We start from the raw sequence: 17,800 nt of genomic DNA, 5'->3' as shown, positions 1-17,800 counted from the left end.
AGTTGGAACTGCCGCCTCCAATGGATAAAGTGACCGCGGGTGGCACGGCAGTGCGAACCCAGCACGGGGGCGGCATCAGAAGATTCCCGTCCGCATCACGACCGGTGGGCCCGACGGCCGGGCCGTCGACGCCACCGCAGGAAGAAGGGGCAAGATGTCGAAAGACCTGAACGTAACCAGTGCCGAACAAATCCGGCTGGCCGGCCGCATCCAGGACTTCTCCGACGAGCTCCAGGCCCGCATCACCTCCCTCAACGGCGTGGTGGACCGCATCCAGGCGGGCTGGCAGGGCGCGGCGAGCAAGGAGTACGACCGGGTTCAGAACGACCTGAACCAGCGGCTGCGCAACATGCGCAACGAGCTCACCAAGCTCGAGGAGATCATGCGCATGAGCGCCGACGGCTTCACGCGCGAGGAGGAGGACCGCATCCGGTCCTTCCGCACCATGGACGAGGGCTCCGGCGGCGGCGCCTCCGGCAACCAGAGCGCCATCCTCGGCATCTGAGGCCACCGGCCCGACCAGTCCACCGCGCCACTCTCACTTCAGGAGTCATCACCATGACCACTGCGGTCAATTACGACACCGTGACGCAGGCGGCGGCCGACACCCGGCTGACCTCCAGCACCCTCACGCAGAAGCTCGACGACCTCATGGCCGAGGTCAACCGCGTCGCCTCCAACTGGGAAGGTGAGGCGAAGATCGCGTACCGCGAGAGCCAGGACCGCCTGACCCGCGACATGTCCGGCATGAACCAGGACCTGGCGCGCATCGCCATGCTCCTCGACGAGTCGGTCGCCGGCTACCAGGACACGGACCGCGGCAACGCCGCCCGCTTCCGCATGATGTGAGTCCCCGCGGACACGTGTGAGGGGGTGGCCCGCTCCGGCGGGCCACCCCCTCACGCATGCGGCGCGCCCCGCGTCAGCGCAGGTCGAACTCCCCGTCCCGGGCGCCCAGGACGAACGCGTCCCACTCCGCCTTCGTGTAACGCAGCACCGTCTCCTTGTCGAGCGACGAACGCATCGCCACCGCCCCGTCGGGCAGATGGGCGATCTCCACCCGCTCCTCGTCCGGGCTCGTCCCCGGAGCGCCGTGCCACTCGACACCGGAGATGTCGAGCGCGTACAGCTCCTCCTTCTGGCGCTGCTTCTCGGCGGCGCGGGCGAGCTCGTCCTCGCTGAGCCCGGAGGTGGTGCCGGTGTGGGCGTCGGTCATCGGCGCGGTCCCTTCACGGTCGTACGGCGGTCCCTGCCACAGTAGTGGGACCGAGCCACCCGGACGGCCGGAATCCGCTCAGCGGCCCCGCGGGGGAAACCGCCGGCGGGAAGCCCTCGCACCGGCCTTTGAAAACGCCGAGGGGCCCGCCCCATGGGACGGGCCCCTCGCCACGGTTCAGTGCTGCTCGGGCAGCCAGCCCAGCTGCACCAGCGGCGTCCCCCGCTTCCGCGACACGAACGTGCCCCGGCCGGGCGGCATCGGCCGCGCCCGCACATTGCCCAGGATGTCGCCCTCCTGCGGATCGCCCGACAGCAGCACGCCCTGCGCCCCCAGCTCCTTCATCCGCTGCATGAACGGCTCGTACATGGCCCGCGAGGCACCCGCCGCGCTGCGCGCCACGATGAACCGGATGCCCACATCCCGCGCGAACGGCAGGTTCTCCACGAGCACCGCCAGCGGATTGCCCGAGTTCGTCGCCACCAGCTCGTAGTCGTCGATGAGCACGAACAGCTGCGGGCCCGTCCACCAGCTGCGGTCCCGCAGCTGCTGCGGCGTGATGTCGGGCTTCGGCGCCCGCTTCGTCATCACCGTGTTGATCGCGTCCATGTGCATCTGCATCGCCGAGGCCATCGGCGCGTACTCCAGCAGATGCGAGGGCGCCACCGCCTCCAGCATCGTGCGCCGGTAGTCACCCACCACGATCCGCGCCTGCTCCGGCGTGTACCGCTCGCACAGCTGCTTGGCGATCAGCCGCAGCAGCGCCGTCTTGCCCGACTCGCTCTCGCCGAACACCAGGAAGAACGGGTCGGACTCGAAGTCGACGAAGACCGGCTCCAGGTTCACCTCGTCGATGCCGATCGCGATGCCGTGCTGCGGGTACTCGAAGCCCTTCGGCAGCTGCTCCGCCGGAAGCCGGCGCGGCAGCAGCCGTACCGCCGGCGCCGGGGCCCCGGTCCAGCTCGCCTTCACCGCCTGCACGAACGCCGCCGTGCCCTCCGACAGGTCGCCCGCCGAACTCGATCCGTCGATCCGCGGCAGCGCGCCCATGAAGTGCAGCTTCTCCGGCACCTGGCCGCGCCCCGGCACGCCCGTCGGCACGTTGGCCGCGACCTTCCGGTCGAACTCGGAGTCCATGACGTCACCGAGCCGCAGCTCCAGACGCCCCAGCATCTGGTCCTTCAGGGCCGCCCGCACCTCCATGTACCGGGAGGCGGTGATCACCACGTGGATGCCGTAGCCCAGACCGCGCGCCGCGATGTCCGAGACGATCGGCTCCAGCATGTCGTAGTCGTTGCGGAAACCGCCCCAGCCGTCCACGACGAGGAAGACGTCGCCCCAGGCCTCGCCGGGCAGATCGCCCGCCGCACGCCTGCGCCGGTACGTGGCGATGGAGTCGATGCCGTTCGAGCGGAAGAACTCCTCCCGCCGGTTCAGCACGCCCATCACCTCGGCCACCGTCCGCCGCACCCGCTCCGGGTCGAGCCGGGAGGCCACCCCGCCGACGTGCGGCAGATCGGCCAGCGAGGCCATACCGCCACCACCGAAGTCCAGGCAGTAGAACTGCACCTCGGCCGGGGTGTGGGTGAGCGCGAACGAGGAGATCAGCGTCCGCATCAGCGTCGACTTGCCCGACTGCGGGCCGCCGACCACCATCATGTGGCCCGCCGCACCCGAGAAGTCCCGGTACAGCACCTCCCGCCGCTGCTCGAACGGCTTGTCGATGAGACCCAGCGGCACCGTCAGCGCGCCCTGCCGCGTGTACTCCGTCGCCGTCAGCCCCCGGTCCGGCGTCTGCGCGAGCCCCGGCAGCAACTGGTCCAGCGAGGGCGCCTGGTCCAGCGGCGGCAGCCACACCTGGTGGGCCGGCACACCCTGGCCCTCCAGCCGGCGCACGATCACGTCGAGCACCGTGTCCGCGAGCGCGTCGTCCTCCTCGGCGCGCTGCGCCGACAGGTACGCCGGGTCCGGCGCCGCGTACACCACCGGCACCGGCGCCGCCGTGAACAGCGCGGGCCGCCGCTCCACCGGCAGCTGCCCCGCCTCCAGACGCGGCCCGCCCGTCCGGTACGTCCCCGACACGTACGCCGCCTTGAAGCGGGTCATCTCGTCCGTACCGAACTTCAGGTAGCCCGAACCCGGCACCGACGGCAGGTGGTACGCGTCCGGCACGCCGATCGCGGTCCGCGACTCCGCCGCCGAGAACGTCCGCAGACCGATCCGGTACGACAGGTACGTGTCCAGGCCGCGCAGCTTGCCCTCCTCCAAGCGCTGCGAGGCGAGCAGCAGGTGCACACCCAGCGAACGGCCGATGCGGCCGATCTGGATGAACATGTCGATGAAGTCCGGCTTGGCGGTCAGCAGCTCGGAGAACTCGTCGATGACGAGCACCAGCGAGGCCAGCGGCTCCAGCGGGGCACCCGCCGCCCGCGCCTTCTCGTAGTCGTGGATGTTGGCGTAGTTGCCCGCCGAACGCAGCAGCTCCTGCCGCCGCTGGAGCTCACCGCGGATCGCGTCGCCCATGCGGTCGACCAGCGTCAGGTCGTCCGCCAGGTTGGTGATGACGGCCGCCACGTGCGGCATCTGCGACATGCCCGCGAAGGTGGCGCCGCCCTTGAAGTCCGCCAGGACGAAGTTCAGCGTCTCCGAGGAGTGCGTCACCGCCAGACCGAGCACCAGCGTCCGCAGCAGCTCCGACTTGCCGGAACCGGTGGCGCCCACGCACAGCCCGTGCGGGCCCATGCCCTCCTGCGCGGCCTCCTTCAGGTCCAGCATGACCGGCTGCCCGTCCTCGCCGACACCGATCGGCACGCGCAGCCGCTCCGCGACCGACCGCGGCCGCCAGGTCCGCGCCACGTCCACCGACGCCGCGTCCCCCAGGTTCAGCAGATCCGTGAAGTCCAGGTTGGCGAGCAGCGGTTCGTCGTCGTCCCCGCCGCCCACCCGCAGCGGCGCCAGCTGCCGGGCCAGCGCCTCGGCCGCCGGCAGCGAGATCCCGTCCGGCAGCCCCTCGTACGCGAAGCCGCCGCCCGACTCCAGGCGCAGCCGCCCCGGCCGTACCACCACGGACAGACCACCGCGCGGCTCGTCCAGGTCGCCGGAGACCACCTCCACGATCGTCACGCCCTGCAGGCCCTCCGCCGCCGCGAGCAGCGAGTCCGGCGGCACCATGCCCCCGTCCAGGACCACCACCACGTGCGGCTGGTCGAGCACCGGCTGGCTCTCCCGCGAGAACCGCGGCCGCCCGTCCAGCTTCGACCGGACCAGGTGCTCCAGCTCCCCGAGGTCGTCACCGAACAACCGCTTCGTGCCCGCCCCGTCGTAGCCGTCGGGGTGCCCCGACACCTGCGTGTGCGGCAGCCACTTCGTCCAGTCCCACCGGTCCTGCACCGCCCGCGAGGCCACCACCATCAGCATCAGGTCCTCGGGGGAGTGCAGCGTCACCAGCTGGGCCACCAGCGCCCGGGCGGCGGCCTGCGCCGACTCCGGCTCACCCGACACCGTCACGTGGTAGAAGGCGCGCATCGACACCGCCATCGGCAGCCCGTCCAGCGTCCCGTGCACCGCCAGGAACTGCTGCATCGCACCCGCGCACAGCGGCTCCAGCTCGTCCACCGGAGCCGTGTCCGGTGCCACCAGCGGCGTCGCGAGCTGCTGCGCCCCGAGCCCGATCCGCGCCTGTCCGAAGTCATGGTCGCCGACCCTGCGCTCCCACAGCCGCGACCCCTCGGCCACCACCGACCACAACTGCTCCGGAGCCGGGTGCAGATACAGCTGCGCGTCCCGCTGCCGGCGCGCCGTCCGCCGCACCGTACGCCGGGTCTGCGCGAGGTATTTGAGGTAATCGCGGCGGACATCGGCCATTTGCCCCTGCGTACCGCGACGGAATCTGACGAACTGGGCGATGGCCATCGCGACCGTCGACGCCAGCATCAGCACGCCCATGATCCGCATGATCGGCGACGGCGTCATGAAGAAGAAGACGACCGACGAGCCCATGCCGAGCATCGGCAGCAGCTGCATCAGCGCCGACTCCTGCTGCCCCCGCGGGAGTTCCGGCGGAGGCTCCAGGACCAGTTCCTCGCTGGGCACTTCCGGAGGAAGGGACCTCGGCGGGCGTTTGACGACGATCTGGCTCACCGGCGCATCAATCCCTCGTTGGAGGCGGGCTCGTGGCGGGAGCTGCCGCGCCGTCGACCCGTCGGCGACCGGGCGCGCGGACTTCCCCCATGGGACGGAGATCCTACGTGCAGCCCCCACCGGCCGTCCCCGGTAGGGTGGCGCGCGCATCGTGCGCAACCGCGAATCAGGGGGTCCACACACGTGAGTACGACCGCAGCGACCGGCTTCTGCCGAGTCACCGTCGTGGCGCCGGACAGCCGCATCGACGTCGCGCTCCCGGAGGACATCGCCGTCGCCGACGTCTACCCCGAGATCCTCCGGCTCACCGGGCAGACGCAGGCCGCCGGCGACCCCACCGGCTACCACCTCGTCCGCCGGGACGGCTCGGTCCTCGACGGCGCCCGCACCCTCGCCGCCCAGCAGGTCCTCGACGGCGAGGTGCTCTCGCTGCGCCCCTTCGCCCAGTCCCTGCCGCCCGCCGTATTCGACGACGTCTCCGACGCCGTCGCCTCCGCCGTCACCCGCGACCGGCACCTGTGGAGCGACGACCTGCTGCGCGGCGCCGGACTCCTCGGCGGCGTGCTCCTGCTGGTCCTCATGGGCTTCGTCCTCTGGTTCGCCGACCCCGTCCGCCACGACATGCACAGCCTCCCCGGCGTCATCGCGGGCGCCGCCGGCCTCCTGCTCACCGCCTTCGCCGGGGTCCGCGCCCGCGTCTACGGCGACCGGACCACCGCCGTCGCCCTCGGCCTCGGCGCCCTGCCCCTGCTGCTCATCGCCGGCTCGGGCATCATCGGCCCCGACCCCGGCCAGGGCCCCGGCCGCCTCCAGTTCCTCCTCGGCTGCGTCACCGTCCTGGTCGCCTCCGTGGCCCTGGTCGCGCTCACCCCCAGCGGTGACGCCCCCTTCGTCGCCGCGACCTTCCTCGCCACCGTCGGCACCCTCGCGACCTTCCTCATGATCGTCACCGAGGCCACCGCCACCGAGACCGCCGCCGTCTGCGCCCCCGTCGCCATCGGCCTCGTCGCCTTCCTGCCCGGTCTCTCCGCCCGCTTCGCCCGCCTCCCCATCGGCTACGCCTCCCCGCGCAGCGCCGCCGACGAGGAGTTCCTCGGCGAGACCCGGGCGAACGACGAGGAGGACCGGGCCGTGGACGGCGAGCGCATCGCGCTCCAGGCCCGCCGCGGCCACGAGATGCTCCTCGGCCTCGTCGGCGGCTGCGCGGCCGTCGTCGTCGGCTCCGCCGCCGTCCTCGGCTTCGCCGGGAACGTCTGGGGCCAGCTCCTCGCCCTCGCCGCCGGTCTCGCGATGCTGCTGCGCGCCCGTCTCTTCCGCTACACCTCGCAGGTCGCCTGCGTCCTCGTCGCCGGCATCGCCGCCATCGCGCTGCTCGTCCTCGGCCTCTCCCTGAACCCGCCGGCCGACCTCGTCAAGGAGTTCCTTATGTACGGGGACCGCGGCGGCCTCGACATCCGTACGATCTGGCTCGCCGCCTCCGTCGCCGCCGGCGCCGCCCTGATCACCGCGATCGGCCTGATCATCCCGAAGAAGGGCCTCTCGCCCTTCTGGGGCCGCCTCCTCGACCTCGCCGAGGGCTTCGTCCTGCTCTCCCTGGTCCCGCTCTGCCTCGCCGTCCTGGACGTCTACAGCGCGGTCCGCTCCCTGACCAGCAAGTAGCCGGCGGGAAGGAGGGCGGGGGCCCCGGCCGCCGCCCCGTCCCGGACCGCTCCGCCGAACTGGTACGCTGTGTGACGGCCGTTTGTGTACGCGCTCCCGGAAGCCTTCCCAGGCCCTGGAAGCTGCGCCCATCGGACCTTCGCCCGTCGAGTCACGGAAGCTTCCCCTGAGACCTAGACCAGGGGCACTCGCGGGCGCGCGAACCAAGAGGAGATCCGCGTGGCTCTCGACGCCGCCGTCAAGAAGCAGATCATGGCCGAGTTCGGCACCAAGGAGGGCGACACCGGCTCCCCCGAGGTCCAGGTCGCCATGCTGTCCCGCCGCATCTCGGACCTGACCGAGCACCTCAAGACCCACAAGCACGACCACCACTCCCGCCGTGGTCTGCTGATCCTGGTCGGCCAGCGCCGCCGCCTGCTGCAGTACCTGGCCAAGAAGGACATCCAGCGCTTCCGTACGCTGGTCGACCGCCTCGGCATCCGCCGCGGCGCGGCCGGCGGCGCCAAGTAAGTCGCGTGAAGGGAGCGGTTCCCACTTTCAGGGGGCCGCTCCCTTTGCTGTACGTGCGCAAAGTGCGCACCGGCGCTTAGGCTGGACGCACAACCCCATACGACGAGCGCCGAGCCGCCTGCGCGCACCGCCGGTCCTCGGTAGTGGCCCCCGGACACGTACCCGGGTGCTTCGATCGAAGACCGGCCCGCAACAGAGGCGTGCCTCTCCGGCCTCGTCGCCACCGTCCACCGGCCACACGGGCCGGCGGGCGCAAAGACGAACACGTAGGAGAAACCCATAGTGGAGAACGAGACCCACTACGCCGAGGCCGTCATCGACAACGGCGCCTTCGGCACCCGCACCATCCGCTTCGAGACCGGCCGCCTCGCCAAGCAGGCCGCCGGTTCCGCCGTCGCCTACCTGGACGACGACACGATGGTCCTCTCGGCCACCACCGCTTCGAAGAAGCCGAAGGACCAGCTGGACTTCTTCCCCCTGACGGTCGACGTCGAGGAGCGGATGTACGCGGCCGGCAAGATCCCCGGCTCCTTCTTCCGCCGCGAGGGCCGGCCCTCCGAGGACGCGGTCCTCACCTGCCGCCTGATCGACCGCCCGCTGCGCCCCTCCTTCAAGAAGGGCCTGCGCAACGAGATCCAGATCGTCGAGACGATCATGGCGCTCAACCCCGACCACCTCTACGACGTGGTCGCCATCAACGCCGCCTCCTGCTCCACGCAGCTGGCCGGCCTGCCCTTCTCCGGCCCCATCGGCGGCACCCGCGTCGCCCTGATCAAGGGCCAGTGGGTCGCCTTCCCGACGCACACCGAGCTCGAGGACGCCGTCTTCGACATGGTCGTCGCCGGGCGCGTCCTGGAGGACGGCGACGTCGCGATCATGATGGTCGAGGCCGAGGCCACCGAGAAGACCATCGAGCTCGTCAAGGGCGGCGCCGAGGCGCCGACCGAGGAGGTCGTCGCCGCCGGTCTCGAGGCCGCGAAGCCCTTCATCAAGGTCCTCTGCAAGGCCCAGTCGGACCTCGCCGCCAAGGCCGCCAAGCCCACCGGCGAGTTCCCGGTCTTCCTCGACTACCAGGACGACGTCCTGGAGGCGCTCACCGCCGCGGTCCGGAGCGAGCTCGCGCAGGCGCTCACCATCGCCGGCAAGCAGGAGCGCGAGGCAGAGCTCGACCGCATCAAGGAGCTCGCCGCCGAGAAGCTCCTCCCGGCCTTCGAGGGCCGCGAGAAGGAGATCTCGGGCGCCTACCGCGCGCTGACCAAGAAGCTGGTCCGCGAGCGGATCATCAAGGACAAGGTCCGCATCGACGGCCGCGGCATCACGGACATCCGTACGCTCGCCGCCGAGGTCGAGGCCATCCCGCGCGTGCACGGCTCCGCCCTGTTCGAGCGTGGCGAGACCCAGATCCTGGGCGTCACCACCCTCAACATGCTCCGCATGGAGCAGCAGCTGGACACCCTCTCCCCGGTGACCCGCAAGCGCTACATGCACAACTACAACTTCCCGCCGTACTCCGTCGGTGAGACCGGCCGCGTGGGTTCGCCCAAGCGCCGCGAGATCGGCCACGGCGCGCTCGCCGAGCGCGCCATCGTGCCGGTCCTTCCGACGCGCGAGGAGTTCCCGTACGCGATCCGCCAGGTGTCCGAGGCCCTCGGCTCCAACGGTTCGACGTCCATGGGCTCGGTCTGCGCCTCCACCATGTCGCTGCTGAACGCCGGTGTGCCGCTGAAGGCCCCCGTCGCCGGCATCGCCATGGGTCTGATCTCCGAGGAGATCGACGGCCAGACGCACTACGTCGCCCTCACCGACATCCTCGGTGCGGAGGACGCCTTCGGCGACATGGACTTCAAGGTCGCCGGCACCAAGGAGTTCGTCACCGCCCTCCAGCTCGACACCAAGCTGGACGGCATCCCGGCCTCCGTCCTGGCCGCGGCCCTCAAGCAGGCCCGTGACGCCCGCCTCCACATCCTCGACGTGATGATGGAAGCGATCGACACCCCGGACGAGATGTCCCCCAACGCCCCGCGGATCATCACCGTCAAGATCCCCGTGGACAAGATCGGCGAGGTCATCGGCCCCAAGGGCAAGATGATCAACCAGATCCAGGAGGACACCGGCGCCGAGATCACGATCGAGGACGACGGCACCATCTACATCGGCGCCCAGGTCGGCTCGCAGGCCGAGGCCGCCCGCGCCACGATCAACAGCATCGCCAACCCGACCATGCCGGAGGTCGGCGAGCGCTACCTGGGCACGGTCGTCAAGACCACGACCTTCGGTGCCTTCGTCTCCCTGCTCCCGGGCAAGGACGGCCTGCTGCACATCTCGCAGATCCGCAAGCTCGCCGGCGGCAAGCGTGTGGAGAACGTCGAGGACGTGCTCGCGATCGGCTCCAAGGTCCAGGTCGAGATCGCCGAGATCGACCAGCGCGGCAAGCTCTCCCTCATCCCCGTGATCGAGGGCGAAGAGACCGAGAAGGACGACGCCGACCAGTGACGTCCCGCAGTTCCGCGACGACGGCCCGCCCCTCCACGGAGGGGCGGGCCGTCGCCCGTACCCAAACGCTTCTCCCGGGCAGCAACGGCATCGGCACCGTACGCCGCACCACCCTCCCCGGCGGCCTCCGCATCGTCACCGAGACGCTCCCCTCCGTGCGCTCCGCCACCTTCGGCATCTGGGCGCACGTCGGCTCCCGGGACGAGACCCCGTCCCTCAACGGCGCCACCCACTACCTGGAGCACCTCCTCTTCAAGGGCACCGCCAAGCGGTCCGCCCTCGACATCTCCGCCGCGATCGACGCGGTCGGCGGCGAGATGAACGCCTTCACGGCGAAGGAGTACACCTGCTACTACGCGCGGGTCCTCGACACCGATCTGCCGCTGGCGATCGACGTGGTGTGCGACATGCTGACCGGCTCGCTGATCCTGGAGGAGGACGTCGACGTCGAACGCGGCGCGATCCTCGAGGAGATCGCGATGACCGAGGACGACCCCGGCGACATCGTGCACGACCTGTTCGCGAAGACCATGTTCGGCGACACCCCGCTGGGCCGCCCGGTCCTCGGCACCGTCGACACCGTCAACGCCCTCACCCGCGGCCAGATCGCCCGCTTCTACAAGAAGCACTACGACCCGACCCACCTGGTGGTGGCAGCCGCCGGCAACGTCGACCACGCCACGGTGGTACGCCAGGTCCGCCGCGCCTTCGAGAAGGCCGGCGCCCTGACCCGTACCGACGCGGTCCCGGTCGCCCCGCGCCAGGGCTCCCGCACCCTGCGCACGGCGGGCCGCGTCGAGCACCTGAACCGCAGGACCGAGCAGGCCCACGTGGTCCTCGGCATGCCGGGCCTGGCCCGCACCGACGAGCGCCGCTGGGCCCTCGGCGTCCTGAACACCGCCCTCGGCGGCGGCATGTCCTCCCGCCTCTTCCAGGAGGTCCGGGAGAAGCGCGGCCTCGCCTACAGCGTGTACTCGTACACCTCCGGCTTCGCCGACTGCGGCCTCTTCGGGGTGTACGCGGGCTGCCGCCCCGGCCAGGTCCACGACGTGCTGAAGATCTGCCGGGACGAGCTCGACAAGGTCGCCTCCGACGGCCTCGGCGACGAGGAGATCCGGCGGGCGATCGGCCAGCTCTCCGGCTCCACCGTCCTCGGCCTGGAGGACACCGGCGCCCTGATGAACCGCATCGGCAAGAGCGAGCTGTGCTGGGGTTCCCAGATGTCGGTGGACGACATGCTCGCCCGCATCGCGGCCGTCACCCCGGACGACGTCAGGGCCGTCGCCCGTGACGTACTGAACCAGCGGCCCTCGCTCGCCGTGATAGGCCCGCTGAAGGACAAGCAGGCGGACCGGCTCCACCACGCGGTCGCCTGAACCATCCCTAAGGAAGAAGCCCAATGAGCAAGCTGCGCGTGGCGGTCCTCGGTGCCCGGGGCCGCATCGGCTCCGAGGCCGTCAAGGCCGTCGAGGCCGCCGAGGACATGGAACTGGTCGCGGCCCTCGGCCGCGGCGACAAGCTGGAGACCGTCGCCGAGGCGGGCGCCCAGGTCGTCGTCGAGCTGACCACCCCCGACTCGGTCATGGCCAACCTCGACTTCTGCGTGGGCCACGGCATCCACGCCGTCGTCGGCACCACCGGCTGGACCGAGGAGCGCCTCGCGCAGCTCAGGGCCTGGCTCGCCGCCTCCCCGGGGACCGGCGTGCTCATCGCGCCGAACTTCTCCATCGGCGCCGTGCTCACCATGAAGTTCGCGCAGATCGCGGCCCCGTACTTCGAGTCGGTCGAGGTCGTCGAACTGCACCACCCGAACAAGGTGGACGCCCCCTCGGGCACCGCCACCCGCACCGCTCAGCTGATCGCCGAGGCCCGGTCGAAGGCAGGCTGCGCCCCGCAGCCCGACGCCACGACCACCGCCGTCGACGGGGCGCGCGGCGCCGACGTGGACGGCGTGCCGGTCCACGCGGTACGCCTCCGGGGCCTGCTGGCCCACCAGGAGGTGCTGCTCGGCGGCGAGGGCGAGACCCTCACGGTCCGCCACGACTCGCTGCACCACTCCAGCTTCATGCCGGGCATCCTCCTGGGCGCCCGCCGCGTGACGACCGCCCCGGGCCTCACCTTCGGCCTGGAGCACTTCCTGGACCTGGGCTGAGCGTCATGGGCGGAAAGATCACGTACGTCTTCCTCTCCACCGTGCTGGTGCTCGTCTTCGGCGTGGTGGCGATGGAGGGCGTCCTGCTCCTCCTGACCGGCGAGCCGGCGGCCATGGGCATGGGCGCGGTGGCGTTCCTGCTGCCCTGCGTCGGCGCCTGGTTCCTCTGGAAGAACACCCGCTTCGCGCGCCGGGCCAACCGCCTGGCCGCGGAGCTGGAGGCGGAGGGCGGCCTGCCCGCCGACGAGCTGAGGCGTACGGCGGGCGGCCGGATCGACCGGGACTCGGCCGACGAGGTCTTCGCCCGGCGCAAAGCCGAGACGGAGGAGTCCCCGGACGACTGGCGCTGCTGGTTCCGGCTGGCGGTCGCCTATCACGACGCCCGCGACACCCCGCGGGCCCGCAAGGCCATGCAGCGGGCCATCGCCCTGCACGAGGGCCGTTCGGTCAGCGCGTAGCGGCCGGGACGGGGCCGTACTCGGCGCTCCACGCCTCGACGGTGTCGGCCGCCCGGTCGAAGGCCTCGACCCGGGAGAGGAAGTCGGCGTTGTGGTCGGTGAGCAGCAGCAGCTGCTCACCGGCCTGCCGGCCGAGCACCAGCGCCTGTCCCTGCACGGTCCGCGGAAGCCCCAGCCAGCGCACGGGCTGCTGCACGGTCCGCAGCGAGGTCACCCCGGCCCACGGCGTGGTCGTGGTCCTGAGGAAACCGACCTTCCGCACCCCCGCCCGGCTCACCCAGGTGCCCACGCGCAGCATGCGCAGGGCCGCCAGGATGATCAGCGCGGCGACGGAGAAGGTCACGACCGCGCCGCCGACGGCTCCGGCCGCGGCGATGATGACCGACGCGAGCAGCACGAAGGACGCCAGCAGCAGGGCGAGCGCCGCCGCGCCGACCCGGTACGGCCCCGGCCGGTACGGACGGCGCCACTGGTCGTGGTCGTCGAACGGCAGCGCGATGTCGTCGTTCGTGTCAAAAGCACGGTCGGCCGTCAGGAAGGGCAGGGGCACGACAGGTCCTCACTCACAAGCACGCTCGAAGGGGCAGTGCCCGGTGAGGCTACCTCAGCGGTTGACGGACGCCTCGGACTGCTGCCGGACGGCCGCGTCCCCCGCCCGGAGGGAGGGCATCCCGAAGACCAGCGAGCCGACGAGCCCGGCCACGACGGTGAGGCCGATCAGCGTACGGCCGACGATCTGTGAGGCGCTGGGCCGTTCCCTCGGCGGCGGAGTGACGTTACTGCGGAAGTGGTCGGCCTCCGCGACGAACGCGAACGGTACGGCCTCTTTCCGCCTGAACATCAGGTCACTCTCCTCGATCGTCGTCGTGCGTCTCACCGGTACAGACGATCGAATCCCGCATTCGGTGCCGTATTTCACCGAAGCGGCCGAATCTCCTCCTCGAGGATGACGTCGCTACAGTGGGCGGGCTACAGACGACATGGAAGGACCGCTGGTGACCGACACCCCCACCGAGCCCGTGAAGATCGACTTCCGGAGCGACGTCACCGTCGAACTGGTCAAGAGCGCGGCCGCCGACTCCGACGTCCTCTGGGCGGCCCGGGTCTCGACGGCGGGCGAGCAGTCCCTCGACGAGCTCCAGAAGGACCCCGAGCGCTCGAAGGGCCTGATCAACTACCTCATGCGGGACCGCCACGGCAGCCCGTTCGAGCACAACTCGATGACCTTCTTCATCAGCGCGCCGATCTTCGTCTTCCGCGAGTTCATGCGCCACCGGGTGGGCTGGTCGTACAACGAGGAGTCCGGCCGCTACAGGGAGCTCCAGCCCGTCTTCTACGTCCCCGACACCTCCCGCAAGCTGGTCCAGGAGGGCCGCCCGGGCAAGTACGTCTTCGTCGAGGGCACCCCGGAGCAGCACGAGCTGACGGGCCGCGCGATGGAGGACTCCTACCGCCGGGCGTACGAGACGTACCAGGAGATGCTGGCCGCCGGCGTCGCCCGCGAGGTGGCCCGCGCGGTCCTGCCCGTCGGCCTGTACTCCTCCATGTACGCCACGTGCAATGCGCGCTCCCTCATGCACTTCCTCGGCCTGCGCACCCAGCACGAGCTGGCGGCCGTCCCCTCGTTCCCGCAGCGGGAGATCGAGATGGTCGGCGAGAAGATGGAAGCGCACTGGGCCCGGCTCATGCCGCTCACGTACGCCGCCTTCAACAAGAACGGCCGTGTCGCTCCGTAACGCACGTACGTCCGAATCACCCGGGCGAAGTGTCCGTATTGCGACGTTTCGTGAAGTTCATCTAGGCTGATCAAACGGACCCGGCACTGCTTGAACCCCCGAGCAGGCAGTGCCGGGCTCCTTTCTCACGTCCCCCCGAGGGGACCCCCGGCGCTGAGCAGCGAGTAGCGTGTTACCCATGGCTCCGATCTCCACTCCGCAGACCCCCTTCGGGCGGGTCCTCACCGCCATGGTCACGCCCTTCACGGCGGACGGCGCACTCGACCTCGACGGTGCCCAGCGACTCGCCACCCACCTGGTGGACGCGGGCAACGACGGCCTCGTCGTCAACGGCACCACCGGCGAGTCCCCCACCACCAGCGACGCGGAGAAATCGGAGCTGGTACGAGCGGTCCTGGAGGCCGTCGGAGACCGAGCCCACGTCGTGGCCGGCATCGGCACCAACGACACCCACCACTCGATCGAGCTGGCCCGCACCGCCGAGCGCGACGGCGCCCACGGCCTCCTCGCCGTCACGCCGTACTACAACAAGCCCCCGCAGGAGGGCCTGTATCGGCACTTCTCGGCCATCGCCGACGCCACCGAGCTCCCGGTGATGCTCTACGACATCCCCGGCCGCAGCGGCGTCCCGATCGACACCGAGACGATCGTCCGCCTGGCCGAGCACCCGCGGGTCGTGGCCAACAAGGACGCCAAGGGCGACCTCGGCCGCGCCAGCTGGGCCATCGCCCGCTCCGGTCTCGCCTGGTACTCCGGCGACGACATGCTGAACCTGCCGCTGCTCTCCGTGGGCGCCGTCGGCTTCGTCTCCGTGGTCGGCCACGTCGCGACCCCGGAACTCCGCGCCCTCCTCGACGCCCACCTGGGCGGCGAGGTCCAGAAGGCCACGGAGATCCACCAGAAGCTGCTCCCCGTCTACACCGGGATGTTCCGCACCCAGGGCGTCATGACCACGAAGGCCGCCCTCGCCCTCCAGGGGCTCCCGGCCGGCCCGCTGCGCCTGCCGCTCGTGGAACTTTCCGCCCAGGAGACCGAGCAGCTCAAGGTCGATCTGGCCGCGGGCGGGGTAGAACTCTGACAACGGACTTCACAACTGAACAGACAACCGCACACATAACTGAAGAAAAACCGAAAACGGACAAGCGAAATACCGACAACAGCAAGTGCACGATTGTCATGCGCGCCACGTGCCGAACCGGTACGTGGCGCGTGTGGTGAGGAGAGTCTTTTGAGCCATCCGCATCCTGAACTCGGCGCCCCGCCGAAGCTGCCCCAGGGTGGCCTCCGCGTCACCCCGCTCGGCGGTCTCGGTGAGATCGGCCGGAACATGACGGTCTTCGAGTACGACGGCCGTCTGCTGATCGTCGACTGCGGCGTCCTCTTCCCCGAGGAGGAGCAGCCCGGCGTCGACCTGATCCTGCCGGACTTCACCACCCTCCAGGACCGCCTCGACGACATCGAGGGCATCGTCCTGACCCACGGCCACGAGGACCACATCGGTGGTGTGCCGTTCCTGCTCCGCATGAAGCAGGACATCCCGCTCATCGGCTCCAAGCTGACCCTCGCCCTGATCGAGGCCAAGCTCCAGGAGCACCGCATCCGTCCGTACACCCTTGAGGTGGCGGAGGGGCACCGTGAGCGGCTCGGCCCCTTCGACTGCGAGTTCATCGCCGTCAACCACTCCATCCCCGACGCTCTGGCCGTCGCGATCCGCACCCCCGCGGGCATGGTGGTCCACACCGGCGACTTCAAGATGGACCAGCTCCCGATGGACGGGCGCCTGACCGACCTGCACGCGTTCGCGCGGCTCAGCGAGGAGGGCATCGACCTCCTGCTGACCGACTCGACGAACGCCGAGGTCCCCGGCTTCGTCCCGCCGGAGAAGGACATCTCGAACGTCCTGCGGAACGTCTTCGCGAACGCCCAGAAGCGGATCATCGTGGCCAGCTTCGCCAGCCACGTGCACCGCATCCAGCAGATCCTCGACGCCGCCCACGAGTACGGCCGCCGGGTCGCCTTCGTCGGCCGCTCGATGGTCCGCAACATGGGCATCGCCCGGGACCTCGGATACCTCCGTGTCCCGGCCGGCCTCGTCGTCGACGTGAAGACGCTGGACGACCTGCCGGACGACGAGGTCGTGCTCGTCTGCACGGGCTCGCAGGGCGAGCCGATGGCCGCCCTCTCCCGGATGGCCAACCGCGACCACCAGATCCGGATCGTCCCCGGCGACACCGTGATCCTGGCGTCCTCGCTCATCCCGGGCAACGAGAACGCGGTCTACCGCGTGATCAACGGCCTGACCCGCTGGGGCGCCCACGTCGTCCACAAGGGCAACGCCAAGGTCCACGTCTCGGGTCACGCCTCGGCCGGCGAGCTGCTGTACTTCTACAACATCTGCCGGCCGAAGAACCTCATGCCGGTCCACGGCGAATGGCGCCACCTGCGTGCCAACGCCGAGCTCGGCGCGATGACGGGTATCCCGAAGGACCACATCGTCATCGCCGAGGACGGTGTCGTCGTCGACCTGGTCGACGGCCGTGCCCGCATCACGGGCAAGGTCCAGGCCGGGTACGTGTACGTCGACGGCCTCTCGGTCGGCGATGTCACCGAGTCCTCCCTGAAGGACCGCCGCATCCTCGGCGAGGAGGGCATCATCTCCGTCTTCCTGGTGGTGGACTCCTCCACCGGCAAGATCGTGGGCGGCCCGAACATCCACGCCCGCGGCTCCGGCATCGAGGACTCCGCCTTCGACGCGGTGGTCCCGAAGATCGACCAGGTCCTGAACAAGTCGGCCCAGGACGGCGTCGTCGAACCCCACCAGCTCCAGCAGCTGATCCGCCGCACCGTCGGCAAGTGGGTGTCCGACACCTACCGCCGCCGCCCGATGATCCTTCCGGTCGTCGTGGAGGTCTGACCAGCGCGGTTCCGGAGCGGGGCGCCTCGATTTGCATCGGGGCGCCCCGCTCCAGTACGTTTACGGCTCCGCCAGAACGGGAAGCCCCCCGCGCCGCTGTGCGCCGGGCCGGCCGACCAGGAGGCGGGAAATCCGACTCAGAACTTCTGATAAAGTCGGAACGCGCCGGAAGGCCCCGAAAGAAAGAAATCGGGACCGGAAAGCACCGAGGAAATCGGATCGGAAAGATCTGATAGAGTCGGAAACGAAGGAAGCGCCCGGAGGGCCTGGAAACAGGAACGAAGGAAGCGTCCGCACCTTGAGAACTCAACAGCGTGCCAAAAATCAACGCCAGATTAGTTGATACCCCGTCCATCTTCGGATGGTCGAGGTTCCTTTGAAAAAGTCCACCCCTTGGGGTGGCGCACAGCGAGGACGCTGAGAACGATCGGTCCTATTCCGACTCGATCGTTCCGCTCTCGTGGTGTTCGACCCGATCACGGGTAAACATTCACGGAGAGTTTGATCCTGGCTCAGGACGAA

General features: G+C 70.2%; 15 protein-coding genes. 11 read left to right on the top strand and 4 right to left on the bottom strand.

The window, feature by feature from the left end; translation table 11 throughout:
* Window positions 1-154: 154 nt before the first annotated feature.
* Window positions 155-505 (top strand): WXG100 family type VII secretion target, encoded by a 351-nt coding sequence (locus ACFY60_RS00075; RefSeq protein WP_309032669.1) that lies wholly within the window; start codon window positions 155-157, stop codon window positions 503-505.
* 53 nt (window positions 506-558) lie between these two features.
* Window positions 559-849 (top strand): WXG100 family type VII secretion target, encoded by a 291-nt coding sequence (locus ACFY60_RS00070; RefSeq protein ID WP_309032668.1) that lies wholly within the window; start codon window positions 559-561, stop codon window positions 847-849.
* Window positions 850-922: 73 nt separating this feature from the next.
* Here ACFY60_RS00070 and ACFY60_RS00065 read toward each other — a convergent pair whose 3' ends face one another.
* Together ACFY60_RS00065 and eccCa are read right to left on the bottom strand one after the other, a co-directional pair.
* A complete protein-coding gene (locus tag ACFY60_RS00065; protein ID WP_388608130.1) occupies window positions 923-1,216 on the bottom strand; it encodes a DUF397 domain-containing protein in 294 nt (97 codons plus the stop codon).
* Between the two features lie 177 nt (window positions 1,217-1,393).
* A complete protein-coding gene (gene eccCa / locus ACFY60_RS00060; RefSeq protein ID WP_388608132.1) occupies window positions 1,394-5,356 on the bottom strand; it encodes a type VII secretion protein EccCa in 3,963 nt (1,320 codons plus the stop codon).
* A 183-nt stretch (window positions 5,357-5,539) separates the two neighbouring features.
* Between eccCa and eccD the strand changes: the two genes are divergently transcribed.
* From eccD to ACFY60_RS00030, 6 genes are all read left to right on the top strand, one after another.
* A complete protein-coding gene (gene eccD / locus ACFY60_RS00055; protein ID WP_309054258.1) occupies window positions 5,540-7,015 on the top strand; it encodes a type VII secretion integral membrane protein EccD in 1,476 nt (491 codons plus the stop codon).
* A 219-nt stretch (window positions 7,016-7,234) separates the two neighbouring features.
* On the top strand, window positions 7,235-7,525 hold the full coding sequence (rpsO, locus tag ACFY60_RS00050; RefSeq protein ID WP_128976159.1) for a 30S ribosomal protein S15: 291 nt from the start codon (window positions 7,235-7,237) through the stop codon (window positions 7,523-7,525).
* 282 nt (window positions 7,526-7,807) lie between these two features.
* Window positions 7,808-10,018: a polyribonucleotide nucleotidyltransferase gene (locus ACFY60_RS00045; RefSeq protein ID WP_309056187.1), complete on the top strand. Its 2,211-nt coding sequence runs from the start codon at window positions 7,808-7,810 to the stop codon at window positions 10,016-10,018.
* Window positions 10,015-11,394 (top strand): M16 family metallopeptidase, encoded by a 1,380-nt coding sequence (locus ACFY60_RS00040; protein WP_388608134.1) that lies wholly within the window; start codon window positions 10,015-10,017, stop codon window positions 11,392-11,394. The genes ACFY60_RS00045 and ACFY60_RS00040 overlap by 4 nt, the downstream gene beginning before the upstream one ends.
* A gap of 23 nt (window positions 11,395-11,417) precedes the next feature.
* Complete coding sequence (dapB, locus tag ACFY60_RS00035) at window positions 11,418-12,170, top strand: 4-hydroxy-tetrahydrodipicolinate reductase (protein ID WP_388608135.1); 753 nt, start codon at window positions 11,418-11,420, stop codon at window positions 12,168-12,170.
* Between the two features lie 5 nt (window positions 12,171-12,175).
* Window positions 12,176-12,628, top strand: coding sequence for a hypothetical protein (locus ACFY60_RS00030; RefSeq protein ID WP_309055358.1), 453 nt, complete (start codon window positions 12,176-12,178; stop codon window positions 12,626-12,628).
* On the opposite strand, the gene ACFY60_RS00025 is transcribed toward ACFY60_RS00030, so the two are convergent.
* Both ACFY60_RS00025 and ACFY60_RS00020 read right to left on the bottom strand, forming a co-directional pair.
* Window positions 12,618-13,178 carry a hypothetical protein gene (locus ACFY60_RS00025; protein WP_388608136.1) on the bottom strand — a complete coding sequence of 187 codons (561 nt, stop codon included), beginning with the start codon at window positions 13,176-13,178 and terminating at the stop codon, window positions 12,618-12,620. The two genes, ACFY60_RS00030 and ACFY60_RS00025, sit on opposite strands and share 11 nt — an antisense overlap.
* Before the next feature lie 54 nt (window positions 13,179-13,232).
* Window positions 13,233-13,469 carry a hypothetical protein gene (locus ACFY60_RS00020; RefSeq protein WP_388608138.1) on the bottom strand — a complete coding sequence of 79 codons (237 nt, stop codon included), beginning with the start codon at window positions 13,467-13,469 and terminating at the stop codon, window positions 13,233-13,235.
* A gap of 154 nt (window positions 13,470-13,623) precedes the next feature.
* Here ACFY60_RS00020 and thyX point away from each other — a divergent pair, with 154 nt between their 5' ends.
* The 3 genes from thyX to ACFY60_RS00005 all read left to right on the top strand — a co-directional run bounded on the left by thyX (window position 13,624) and on the right by ACFY60_RS00005 (window position 17,278).
* Window positions 13,624-14,364, top strand: coding sequence for an FAD-dependent thymidylate synthase (gene thyX / locus ACFY60_RS00015; RefSeq protein ID WP_388608139.1), 741 nt, complete (start codon window positions 13,624-13,626; stop codon window positions 14,362-14,364).
* A 178-nt stretch (window positions 14,365-14,542) separates the two neighbouring features.
* Window positions 14,543-15,442, top strand: a complete 900-nt coding sequence (gene dapA / locus ACFY60_RS00010) for a 4-hydroxy-tetrahydrodipicolinate synthase (RefSeq protein WP_309054803.1) — start codon at window positions 14,543-14,545, stop codon at window positions 15,440-15,442.
* A gap of 150 nt (window positions 15,443-15,592) precedes the next feature.
* Entirely contained in the window at window positions 15,593-17,278 is a 1,686-nt protein-coding gene (locus ACFY60_RS00005; RefSeq protein ID WP_388608141.1) for a ribonuclease J, read from the top strand.
* The last annotated feature ends 522 nt before the right edge of the window (window positions 17,279-17,800 follow it).

Source organism: Streptomyces sp. NPDC012827 (assembly GCF_042900905.1).
GTDB classification, from domain to species: Bacteria; Actinomycetota; Actinomycetes; order Streptomycetales; family Streptomycetaceae; genus Streptomyces; species Streptomyces gulbargensis.
The sequence above is the reverse complement of the archived record's forward strand: the minus strand, read 5'-3'. Positions and strand labels throughout refer to the sequence as shown.